Genomic DNA, 10,935 nt, shown 5'->3' with positions numbered 1-10,935 from the left:
CGGCTGATCGAGAAGATGAAGGAGCGCGAAGCCGCCGGCTATGCGTACGAGTCCGCCAACGCCTCGTTCGATCTGCTGGCGCGCGGCGTCCTCGGCAAGGTGCCGGAGTTCTTCCATGTCGAGCAGTTCGACGTGAATGTCGAGCAGCGCTACAATTCGCACGGCAAGCGCGTCACGGTGGCGATGGCGGTGGTCAAGGTCGTGGTCGACGGCGAGACGTTGATTTCGGCCGCGGAAGGCAACGGCCCCGTCAACGCGCTCGACGTCGCCCTGCGCAAGGACCTCGGCAAGTATCAGAAGTACATCGAAGGCCTGAAGCTTGTCGACTACCGGGTCCGTATCCTCAATGGCGGTACCGAGGCCGTCACTCGGGTGCTGATCGAGAGCGAGGACGAACTCGGCGAGCGCTGGACCACCATCGGCGTGTCGCCGAACATCATCGACGCGTCGTTCGAGGCACTGATGGACTCGGTCGTCTACAAGCTGATCAAGAGCAACGCGCCGATGTAGTTCTGCCAAAGCCTATCTGCGTCATTGCGAGCCGAAGGCGAAGCAATCCAGCCCCGTGCCCGGAGCTGGATTGCTTCGTCGCCTTCGGCTCCTCGCAATGACGCCCGATCCGGTTGTCATCGCGCATGTGGCCTGCCACCATGCGCATCACAATCAATGAAATCGGGACGGAGACGGGCCAGTGAGCAACACCCTGAATGGCGCGCAGTCGGTCGTGCAGACGCTGGTGAACTGCGGCGTCGAAATCTGTTTCGCCAATCCCGGCACCTCCGAGATGCATTTTGTTGCCGCGCTCGACTCGGTGGTCGGGTTGCGGCCGGTGCTTTGTCTGTTCGAAGGCGTGGTCACCGGCGCGGCCGACGGCTATGGACGGATCGCCGGCAAGCCGGCGGTGACGCTGCTGCATCTGGGCCCCGGCCTCGCCAACGGACTCGCCAATCTGCACAACGCCAAGCGCGCCGCGACGCCGATCGTTAATGTCGTCGGCGATCACGCCACCCATCATCTGCAATACGACGCGCCGCTGACCTCGGACATCGTCGGCTTCGCGAGCCCGGTGTCGAACTGGATCCATGAATCGAAGAGCGCAGGCGCTGTCGCAAGTGATGTGGCGCTCGCGGTTCGGGCGGCACGCAGCGCGCCGGGCGGGATCGCGACGCTCATCATGCCGGCGGACGTCGCTTGGAATCCAGCCGCGCGGGCCGCGCCGCCGCTGCCTGATATCAAGCCGGCGCGGGTCGATGCCGATACGGTGGACGACATCGCGCGGCTGTTGTCGAACGGCAAGAAGTCGGCGCTGCTGCTGCGCGGCGGCGCGCTGCTGGGCGAGGGGCTGGAAGCCGCGGGACGAATTCAAGCGAAGTGCAAAGCGCGGCTGCTGTGTGACACCTTCGCGCCGCAGACCGAACTCGGCGCCGGCCGCGTGCCGCTCGAGCGGATTCCGTACTTCTCCGAGCAGATCACCGCGTTCCTGAAGGACGTCGAGCAACTGATCCTGGTCGGCGCCAAGCCGCCGGTGTCGTTCTTCGCCTATCCGGGCAAGCCGAGCTGGGGCGCGCCGGAGGGCTGTCAGTTCGATTATCTGGCGCAGCCGCATCAGGATGGCGCGCAGGCGCTTAAGGATCTCGCCGACGCGCTCGATGCACCGGCCGAGCCGGCTGCACGCACGGTGCTCGCGTTGCCGGAACTGCCCAAAGGCAAGCTCAACTCGCTCGGCGTCGCCCAGGCGATCGCGCATCTCACGCCCGACCATGCGATCTACGCCGAGGAAGCGAATACATCCGGTCTGCCGCTGCAGATGATCCTGCCGCGGGCGCGGCCGCATACGCATCTGCCGCTGACCGGTGGATCGATCGGGCAGGGGCTGCCGCTAGCGATCGGCGCCGCGCTCGCTGCGCCGGACCGCAAAGTCGTCTGCCCGCACGGCGACGGCGGCGCCGCCTACACCATGCAGGCGCTATGGACGATGGCGCGCGAGAAGCTCGACGTCACCGTCGTGATTTACGCCAATCGCTCCTACGCGATCCTCAATATCGAACTGCAGCGGGTCGGCGCGTCCGGGGCCGGCTCCAATGCGCTGGCGATGCTCGATTTGCACAATCCGGAAATGAATTGGGTGAAGATCGCTGAAGGCCTCGGCGTCGAAGCCAGTCGTGCAACGACCGCGGAGGAGTTTGCGGCCCAGTACAGTTCGGCGATGAATCAGCGCGGCCCGCGTCTGATCGAAGCGTTGATCTGATAAGATTGCGAGACAGGGACGAGGAGTGCGCCATCCCTGTTTCGCTGTTCGCGTCTGAGCGTTCGGCGCCGACTTCGCATCACGCCTTAATAACGTGCGTCCTTCGGCTTCGGGTCCTTCGGCCAGTCCTTCACCTTGCCGGCGAAGTCCGGGCGGTCCATGTGCGAGAAGTAATCGGCGACATCGATCGCTTCCTGGTCGGTCAAGGCGCCGCCCTGGCCGAGCGGGAATTTGTCGTGGGTGCCGATCGGCATGTTGCGCTTGACGAAAGCAGCCGCCGTATAGGTCCGTGCCATGCCGGCGCCGATATTGAAGGAGCGCGCGCCCCACAGCGGCGGATAGACGAGCCGGCCGGCGTTGTCCTTCAGGCCTTCGCCGTCGGCACCGTGGCAGACCGCACATTGCTTGGCGTAGATCTCCTTACCGTGCACGGGATCGGGCTTCAGTGAAGTATCGACCTTGCCGACGCCGCGGCCCGCGACCTTATCCTCCGGCTTGGTGGCGCCCTTCATCCAGTCGAAATACGCCACCATGGCTTTCATGTCGTCGCCGTCGACCGGCAACGGCTTGCCGTTCATCGAACGCAGGAAGCAGCCATTGATGCGATCTTCCAGCGTGATCACGCGGCCGGCGCGTGGCGCGTAGCTCGGGAAGAAGGCCGAGACGCCGACATAGGGACTGCCGTCGGCGACGGTGCCGGCGTTGAGATGGCAAGACGTACAGTTGAGGTCATCGCCGACATGGTTCGGCAGCAGGGTGCGTGTCTCGGTGTTCAGCCGCATGCCGCGCACCAGTTGCTCGGCATTCGGCTGCGCCAGCAGATCGGCGAGGCGCGGCGTCTCGAACGGGGAGTTGTCGATCGTCGGTCCCAGCGCTCTGCGCGCAGCCGCGACATAAGCAGCGCTGACCGGACCGACGCCCTGGCCCCAGCTTTCTCGGACGAAGCTGACGATGTCGGCGATTTCCTGGTCGCTGAGCCGTGCGAAGGCCGGCATCGTCCACACCCGCGGATGCGTCGTCGTGGCTGCGGTCTTCCAGCCGGTGAGGGCAATGTGCACCAGCGTCGATGGATCGGTGGCGGTGACGGTGGGATTGCCTGCGAGCGGCGGGAAGACGCCCTTCACGCCCGCCCCGTCCGCCCGATGGCAATCGTTGCAGAACTGCGTGTAGCCGAGTCCGCCCCGAGTGGTGAACGTATTCGCCGGCGGCTCGTGCGAGGCGACCGGCGGTGCGACGGCGGGGCGATCAGACGGCAGCGCCTTCAGATAGGTGGCGATTGCGGTGAGGTCCTCGTCGGTGAAGTGCTGCGTCGAATGCAGGATGACGTCGGTCATGCCGCCCGCTGCGGTGGCGAACCGGTTCTGCCCGGTCTTCAGCATCGCGACCGTATCGGGCACGGTCCACAGGCCGCGGAGGTTCAGCGCATTCCAGTGCTCGACACGCGCGCCGGCGAGATAGAGTTGTCCGTTCGGTCCCGCTTCGCTCATCGCCTTCTCCTGGAAGGCGACGCCGCGCGGCGTATGGCAAGCACCGCAATGGCCGAGGCCTTCCACCAGATAGGCGCCGCGATTCCACACGGCATTCTGGGCCGGATCGGGCTTGAACGGCGAGGCGTCGAGGAAGACCGCATTCCACAGCGACAGGCCGAAGCGCAGGCTGAACGGGAAGCGCATCTCGGCCGGCCGGTTCGCTTGGTCCACTGGCGCAAGGCCGTGCTGCAGATAGGCCCACAACGCCTGCATGTCCGGCTCGGTCATCTTGGCGTAGGACGGATAAGGCATCGCCGGATAGAGATTGTGGCCGTCGGCCGAGACCCCCGTGCGCATCGCGCGGTCGAAAGCTGCGAACGACCAGGCACCAAGGCCGGTCTTCGCATCCGGCGTGATGTTGGTCGACCAGACGTTGCCGAACGGAGTTTCGAGTTTGCGTCCGCCAGCCATCGTCGCGCCGCCCTCGGCGCTGTGGCAGGCGACGCAGTCGCCGAGCCGCGCGATGTATTCGCCGCGCGCGATCAAAGCCGGGTCGACCGGATCGCCATCCTTCGCCGCGACGTCGTTGGTCTGTGCGATCCAGAATGTTGCGCCAGCGGCGAGAACGGCGCTGAAGATGGCTGCCGTGAGTCCGAGACGACGGACGAAATTCTTCTGGATTTTGGTCATGATCTGCTTCGGGCCGGAACGTGTTGCGGCGCGAAGGCTAGGCGTCTGCCCGAGTCTCGCCAACTCGGGATGTTCCCATAGGTCTTACTCTTATCTCGAAGTGCGAATATATCGGCTCGCGTGCAGCCGCGATGGTCGGCCGAGTTGTAGTCGGACTCCCATAGGCGCAGTTTGCCCTTTGGGAGCCGCGACTTCGCGGCTGCGCTACAGCCGTTCGGCAATCTCGGGCGGCATGCCTTTTACGTCAGCTTCTGCTGCCGCCTCGCGAAGCTTCGGCAGGATGTCCGCGACGCGGTCGGCCTTCAACACTTCGATCGCGAGCTGGGGCCGGATGAAGGCGGCGGCACGCATGTGGTCGATCAATGCCACAAATGGATCCCAGAACCCGTCGATGTTGGCGATGAGGATCGGCTTCTGATGGCGTCCAAGTTGCTGCCATGTCATCTGCTCGACCAGTTCTTCGAGCGTGCCGATGCCGCCCGGTAGCGCCACGAAGGCGTCGGAGTGCTCGAACATCAGCCGCTTGCGCTCGTGCATGTCCTCGGTGACGATCAGGTCCTGGACGCGGGCGAGGGCAATCTCCTTGGTTCGTAAGAACCCGGGGATGATTCCGGTGACTGCGCCGCCGTGATCGAGCACCGCATTGGCGACCGCGCCCATCAGGCCGACCGCGCCGCCGCCATACACCAGCCGGATGCCGGCCTCGGCCAGTTCCTTGCCGAAAGCCTGCGCGGCCTCCATGAAAAGCGGATTGGTGCCGGGGCCGGAGCCGCAATAGACGCAGACTGTCTTGATCTCGCTCATGGTGGGCGATGTGGCACCGCGAGATCACAGCGTCAAGACAAAGACCGGGTTGCGCAGCGCAACAGCCTGTTATGACACGAACAAATGCTCCGTCAGGGTGCACGCGGGCGGCGAAACACTATATGACAGCGCATCCGACGCATTTCCCGTCCGCCGCCGCTTGCGTGGCCCCGGACCTTTTCAGGCAGCATTGATGGCTCACCCACATTCCCATTCGCGGAGCGGTCCTTCGGTCGCAACTCCGGAGGATGCAGCCGCCCAGAAGGCGACGCTCGGCGCGACCCTGGTGCACTTGTGGCCGTATATCTGGCCGGGTGACCGGGCCGATCTGAAGATGCGGGTGGTCTGGTCAGTGGTGCTGCTGCTCGTCGCCAAGGCGGCGACGCTGATCGTGCCGTTCACGTTCAAATGGGCGACGGATGCACTGACCGGCGCGGATACGGCGCCGGTGGAGAGTTCGAACTGGACGCTGTGGCTGCTGGCATCGCCGCTGGCGCTGACGCTCAGCTACGGCCTGACGCGGGTGCTGATGGCGGTGCTGACGCAGTGGCGCGACGGCATGTTCGCACAGGTCGCGATGCACGCGGTCCGTAAGCTCGCCTATCGCACCTTCGTCCACATGCACGAATTGTCGCTGCGCTTTCACCTCGAGCGCAAGACCGGCGGTCTCACGCGCGTGCTGGAGCGTGGCCGGCTCGGCATTGAAGTCATCGTCCGCATGGTGATCCTGCAATTGGTGCCGACGATCATCGAGCTGTCGCTGGTGATGGCGGTGCTGCTCTGGCAGTTCGACTGGCGCTACGTCGCGGCGGTGATGGTCACCGTCGTGTTCTACATGCTCTACACCTACAAGGCGACCGAGTGGCGGATCGGCATCCGCCGCCGCATGAATGATTCCGATAGTGACGCCAATCAGAAGGCGATCGACTCGCTGCTCAACTACGAGACGGTGAAGTATTTCGGCGCCGAGGAGCGCGAGGCGCAGCGCTACGACAAGTCGATGCAGCGTTATGAGGACGCCAGCGTCTCGACCTACACGTCGCTGGCCGTGCTCAATGCCGGGCAGGCGGTGATCTTCACCTTCGGCCTGACCGCGACCATGCTGATGTGCGCCGTCGGCGTGCGCAACGGAACCAATACGGTCGGCGATTTCGTGATGATCAATGCGATGATGATTCAGCTGTACCAGCCGCTGAATTTCATGGGCATGGTGTATCGCGAGATCAAGCAGGCGATCATCGACATCGAGAAGATGTTCGCGGTGCTGTCGCGCAATCCCGAGGTCAAGGACAAGCCCGGCGCCACGCCGCTGCTCGTCACCAACGGCACCGTGCAGTTCGACGATGTCCGTTTCGCCTACGATCCGTCCCGTCCGATCCTCAAGGGTCTGAGCTTTGAAGTGCCGGCTGGCCAGACGGTGGCGATCGTCGGCCCGTCCGGCGCCGGCAAATCAACGATCTCCCGGTTGCTGTTCCGGCTGTATGATGTGTCCGCCGGCGCGATCCGAATCGACGGCCAGGACATCCGAGACGTGACGCAGACTTCGTTGCGCTCGGCGATCGGCATGGTGCCGCAGGACACGGTGCTGTTCAACGACACCATCCGCTACAACATCCGCTATGGCCGTTGGGACGCGACCGATGCTGAAGTGGAGGAGGCCGCCCGCACCGCGCAGATCGATGCCTTCATCAAGGCCTCGCCGAAGGGCTACGAGACGGAGGTCGGCGAGCGCGGGTTGAAGCTGTCGGGTGGTGAGAAGCAGCGCGTCGCGATTGCGCGAACCGTTCTCAAGTCGCCGCCGATCCTTGTGCTGGATGAAGCGACTTCGGCTCTCGACAGTCACACCGAGCACGAGATCCAGGGCGCGCTGGAGCGCGTGTCGAAGAATCGGACCTCTCTCGTGATCGCACACCGGCTTTCGACTATCGTCGGAGCCGACGAGATCATCGTGATCGATCAGGGCCGGATCGCCGAGCGCGGCAGCCACGCTCAGCTCCTCGAGCATGGCGGGCTTTACGCCAGCATGTGGAATCGGCAGCGCGAGGCCGAGGAGGCACGCGAGCGGCTGGCGATGATCGGCGACGAGGAGTCGCAGGCGCGACCAACGGCGCTCGACGACGATCTGGCAAGTTCGGCGGCGGCGGAGTAATCGTGTCGCAGCATCCGGCCCGTCTTCGAAGCTAGGGGACCTTCCATGTCCATCGTCAATTCCGTCCGCGCCCAGATCCCGCCGGTCCATCGGGAGGGCTATCCGTTCATTGCCGCGTTCGCGCTGGCGACGCTCGTGCTGTTCCTGATCTGGGCTCCGCTCGGCTGGATCGGCGTGGTGCTGACGATCTGGTGCGCGCTGTTCTTCCGCGATCCGGTGCGCGTCACCCCGGTGCGGGAAGGGCTGGTGGTGGCGCCGGCCGACGGCCGGGTGTCGATGGTGGTGCAGATCATTCCGCCGCCGGCGCTCGGGCTCGGCGACAAGCCGCTGCCGCGGGTCTCGATCTTCATGAGCGTGTTCAACTGCCATGTGAACCGCCGCCCGGTCGCCGGCCGGGTCGAGCGCATCATCTATTCGCCGGGCAAGTTCATCAATGCCGAGCTCGACAAGGCCAGCGAGGACAACGAGCGCAACTCGCTGGTGATCTCGACACCGGCCGGGCAGATCGGCGTGGTCCAGATTGCCGGCCTGGTGGCGCGCCGGATCGTCGCGTTCGTCCGCGAAGGCCAGCCGCTGGCGGTGGGCGAGCGCTTCGGTCTGATCCGGTTTGGCTCGCGTTTGGACGTTTACCTGCCGGAAGGCACCAAGCCGCTAGTGTCCGAGGGGCAGACCGCGATCGCCGGCGAGACCGTGCTGGCGGACATCAGACTCGGCGACGGCGGCCGCACCTTCCGGGCCGACTGAAGCCGCCTGGAGGCACGGCCCAAAGCCTGCCATGATGGCGGCGCAGCCTGCGGGCTGCGCAAGTGAGGCGATGCAGATGCACTACGACCAGACCCCACCCGAGACGCCGCGGCGTCGCTTCGGCCCGATTCCGGTGCGGCTGCTGGTGCCCAACGTCATCACTCTGCTGGCAATCTGCGCCGGCCTGACTGCGATCCGGCTCGCCGTGGAAGGCCGGATGGAACTCGCCGTCGCCGCCATCGTCTTTGCGGCGGTGCTCGACGGCATCGATGGCCGCGTCGCCCGGATGATCAAGGGGCAGTCGAAATTCGGGGCCGAGCTCGACAGCCTCGCGGATTTCGTCAATTTCGGCGTCGCGCCGGGCCTGATCCTGTATTTCTGGCAGCTTCACTTCCTAAGTAATGTCGGCTGGATCGCCGCGATGATCTTCGCGATCAGCGGCGGCCTGCGCCTGGCGCGCTTCAACGCGACGATGGACGACCCGAACAAGCCGGCCTTTGCGGCGAATTTCTTCACCGGCGTGCCGGCGCCGGCCGGCGCGATCACTGTGCTGCTGCCGGTCTATATGGGCTTCCTCGGCGCTCCCACGCCGCCGGCAGTCCTGATTGCGCTGTACACGTTGCTGATCGCCTTCCTGATGGTCTCGCGTTTGCCGGTGTTCTCCGGCAAGGCGGTCCGGCTGCGAGTCGCGCCCGAAATGGTGTTGCCGGTATTCGTCTCGGTGGTGTTGTTCATCGCGCTGCTGATTGGCTACCCGTGGCACATGCTGTCGGCGGGCTCGGTGCTGTATCTGCTCAGCCTGCCGCTTGGCTGGCGGTCCTATCGCGATCACCAGCGTGTTGCCGCGGCCGCGCAGGCGCCGCAGCCGGCTCAATCAGGGGCCAAGAAGCCGACCCTGGTGGTGCCTGAGCAGGCCTCTCAGGACGAACGGCCGACTCGGCTGAACTGATCGATTGGTGATCACCGGATCACCACGGCACGACCGATCCGACATAGTTAGCGAGTGGTTGATTCCGCGCTCCGCCAGTGTTTGCGGCGTGGTTTGTTGCTGCACGCCGAGCCGCCCCGTTTAACCTTTACGGGTCTTTAATGGCGGCTGCTTACGGTGAACCCGCGCAGCGCAGAATGTGCTGGGCCGCCGCCAGCCCGGACTGGCGCGCATGTGCGCGTGTCGGAGTACAAGATGGATATCGCCACACTTCTCGGCCTGCTAGCGGGCGCCGTTGTCGTGTCTTCGCTCATCCTGATGGGCGGCAGCTTCGGGATGTTTTACGACATCCACGCGGTGATCGTGATCTTCGGCGGATCCTTTGCTGCGACTCTGATCCGCTTCCCGCTTTCGGCGATGCTCCACGGCCTTCCGCTCGGCGCCAAATTCGCCTTCACGCTCAGCAATCTCTCTGCACGCGACCTCGTCGACGAACTCGCTCGCATCGCCGAGATCGCCCGCAAGTCCGGTCCGGTTGGTCTGGAAAAAGTCGAGGCCGATGATCCCTTTCTGGCCAAGGGCATCCGCTATGTGGCGGACGGTTACGACATCGAATTCATCCGTGACAATCTCGAACGCGACCGCGACAACTTCCTGCTGCACCTCAATGAAGGCTCCAAGATCTACCGAGCGATCGGCGACTGCGCGCCCGCGTTCGGCATGATCGGCACGCTGCTGGGTATGGTGCAGATGTTCTCCAACATGCAAGACCCGTCCAAGCTAGGCCCGTTCATGGCAACCGCGCTACTTGCGACGCTGTATGGCGCCGTGGTGGCGAACCTGATCTGTCTGCCGATCGCCGACAAGCTGCATACCAAGCTGGTGGACGAGGAGACCAACCGCACGCTGATTATCGATGGCATCCTGATGATCCGCGACTCCAAGAGCCCGACGCTGGTCCGGGAAATGCTGCTCGCCTACCTGCCGGAAAAGCATCGCCACGCCGAGGACGAGGGCGTTCCCGCCTAGGCGGAGTGACCGCAGCCCGGAAAGCGAGCCATGGCCAAGAAAAAACGGGAGGAGGCACACGGCGGTCACGGCTGGTTCGTGACCTTCGCCGATCTGATGGCGCTGCTGCTCGCGTTCTTCGTGATGCTGACGGCGTTTTCCACCCAGGACAAGGACAAGCTCAAGGTCGTGGCCGGATCGATGCGCGAGGCGTTCGGCGTCCAGTCCGACGCGCGCTATTCCGGCATCATCGAGAACGACGGTCTGCCGACCCGCGGCAAGGTCAAGAACACCGAACACGTCAATCCGGAGCTGTCGACCAGCAAGCCGGCGCCCGGCGAAGCCAGCAAGGACGAGGGCGTCCACACCAAGGAAGAGCGGGAATTCGCGCTCGCCTCGGCGTCGCTGCGCCAAGCCCTGCAGGACATGCCGGAGATCACCGAGCTGTCCAAGAACGTGATGTTCGAGGAGACCAAGCAGGGCCTGAACCTCGAGATCATGGATCAGGACGGCCGCGCGATGTTCGCCGACGGCTCCAAGGCGCCGTTCGAACGCACCCGGCGGTTGTTGCAGCGACTCGCGGGCCCGCTGCGTGCCACGCCGCTGCGGATCACCATCTCGGGGCACACCTCCGCTGGCCTGATGCCGCAACGGAGCGACTACAACGGCTTCGATCTGTCCGCTGACCGGGCGAACGCGGTGCGTCAGATCCTCGAACGGGAGGGCGTACCGACCTCTCACATCTATGCGGTGACCGGTCGGGCCGACACGCAGCCGCTGTTTCCCGAAGACCCGTCGATCGCCGCCAACCGCCGCGTGACCATCACGCTGATGCGCGAAAGCCCGACGCTCCCGCCGGGCCTCAAGCCGTAGCCGCCCCGAACCGGCCTTCAAA

General features: G+C 64.9%; 9 protein-coding genes. 7 read left to right on the top strand and 2 right to left on the bottom strand.

All coding sequences use genetic code 11. From position 1 onward, the window contains the following. Both ACOJTD_RS01335 and ACOJTD_RS01330 read left to right on the top strand, forming a co-directional pair. A partial coding sequence (locus tag ACOJTD_RS01335) for an alpha-isopropylmalate synthase regulatory domain-containing protein (RefSeq protein ID WP_420131143.1) occupies window positions 1–510 on the top strand: 510 nt, incomplete at its 5' end. A gap of 181 nt (window positions 511–691) precedes the next feature. Continuing rightward, window positions 692–2,248 carry an acetolactate synthase large subunit gene (locus ACOJTD_RS01330; protein WP_420131142.1) on the top strand — a complete coding sequence of 519 codons (1,557 nt, stop codon included), beginning with the start codon at window positions 692–694 and terminating at the stop codon, window positions 2,246–2,248. Window positions 2,249–2,334: 86 nt separating this feature from the next. Here the strand turns inward: ACOJTD_RS01330 and ACOJTD_RS01325 are convergent, their stop codons facing one another. Both ACOJTD_RS01325 and ACOJTD_RS01320 read right to left on the bottom strand, forming a co-directional pair. Continuing rightward, the gene (locus ACOJTD_RS01325; protein ID WP_420131141.1) at window positions 2,335–4,407 is read right to left on the bottom strand and encodes a c-type cytochrome; all 2,073 of its coding nucleotides are present in this window, start codon (window positions 4,405–4,407) and stop codon (window positions 2,335–2,337) included. Window positions 4,408–4,611: 204 nt separating this feature from the next. Next, window positions 4,612–5,211: a TIGR00730 family Rossman fold protein gene (locus ACOJTD_RS01320; protein ID WP_420131140.1), complete on the bottom strand. Its 600-nt coding sequence runs from the start codon at window positions 5,209–5,211 to the stop codon at window positions 4,612–4,614. Window positions 5,212–5,404: 193 nt separating this feature from the next. Here ACOJTD_RS01320 and ACOJTD_RS01315 point away from each other — a divergent pair, with 193 nt between their 5' ends. The 5 genes from ACOJTD_RS01315 to ACOJTD_RS01295 all read left to right on the top strand — a co-directional run bounded on the left by ACOJTD_RS01315 (window position 5,405) and on the right by ACOJTD_RS01295 (window position 10,913). Further along, window positions 5,405–7,360 carry an ABCB family ABC transporter ATP-binding protein/permease gene (locus ACOJTD_RS01315; protein ID WP_420131139.1) on the top strand — a complete coding sequence of 652 codons (1,956 nt, stop codon included), beginning with the start codon at window positions 5,405–5,407 and terminating at the stop codon, window positions 7,358–7,360. A 45-nt stretch (window positions 7,361–7,405) separates the two neighbouring features. Beyond that, window positions 7,406–8,104 (top strand): phosphatidylserine decarboxylase, encoded by a 699-nt coding sequence (locus ACOJTD_RS01310; protein WP_420131138.1) that lies wholly within the window; start codon window positions 7,406–7,408, stop codon window positions 8,102–8,104. A 76-nt stretch (window positions 8,105–8,180) separates the two neighbouring features. Further along, a complete protein-coding gene (gene pssA, locus ACOJTD_RS01305) occupies window positions 8,181–9,053 on the top strand; it encodes a CDP-diacylglycerol--serine O-phosphatidyltransferase (RefSeq protein ID WP_420131137.1) in 873 nt (290 codons plus the stop codon). Between the two features lie 234 nt (window positions 9,054–9,287). Then, window positions 9,288–10,061: a motility protein A gene (locus ACOJTD_RS01300; RefSeq protein ID WP_420131136.1), complete on the top strand. Its 774-nt coding sequence runs from the start codon at window positions 9,288–9,290 to the stop codon at window positions 10,059–10,061. A gap of 30 nt (window positions 10,062–10,091) precedes the next feature. Continuing rightward, complete coding sequence (locus tag ACOJTD_RS01295) at window positions 10,092–10,913, top strand: OmpA/MotB family protein (protein WP_420131135.1); 822 nt, start codon at window positions 10,092–10,094, stop codon at window positions 10,911–10,913. Window positions 10,914–10,935: the final 22 nt, after the last annotated feature.

The organism is Rhodopseudomonas sp. (assembly GCF_048594845.1).
Classification (GTDB): domain Bacteria; phylum Pseudomonadota; class Alphaproteobacteria; order Rhizobiales; family Xanthobacteraceae; genus Rhodopseudomonas.
Note: the sequence above shows the minus strand (reverse complement) of the source record. Positions and strands in the feature narration are given on the sequence as shown.

Excerpts from the sequence above, each read along its gene's own strand:
- ACOJTD_RS01325 (WP_420131141.1), bottom strand. The coding sequence starts at position 4,407 with ATGACCAAAATCCAGAAGAATTTCGTCCGTCGTCTCGGACTCACGGCA.
- ACOJTD_RS01320 (WP_420131140.1), bottom strand. The coding sequence starts at position 5,211 with ATGAGCGAGATCAAGACAGTCTGCGTCTATTGCGGCTCCGGCCCCGGC.
- ACOJTD_RS01315 (WP_420131139.1), top strand. The coding sequence starts at position 5,405 with ATGGCTCACCCACATTCCCATTCGCGGAGCGGTCCTTCGGTCGCAACT.
- ACOJTD_RS01310 (WP_420131138.1), top strand. The coding sequence starts at position 7,406 with ATGTCCATCGTCAATTCCGTCCGCGCCCAGATCCCGCCGGTCCATCGG.
- pssA (WP_420131137.1), top strand. The coding sequence starts at position 8,181 with ATGCACTACGACCAGACCCCACCCGAGACGCCGCGGCGTCGCTTCGGC.
- ACOJTD_RS01300 (WP_420131136.1), top strand. The coding sequence starts at position 9,288 with ATGGATATCGCCACACTTCTCGGCCTGCTAGCGGGCGCCGTTGTCGTG.
- ACOJTD_RS01295 (WP_420131135.1), top strand. The coding sequence starts at position 10,092 with ATGGCCAAGAAAAAACGGGAGGAGGCACACGGCGGTCACGGCTGGTTC.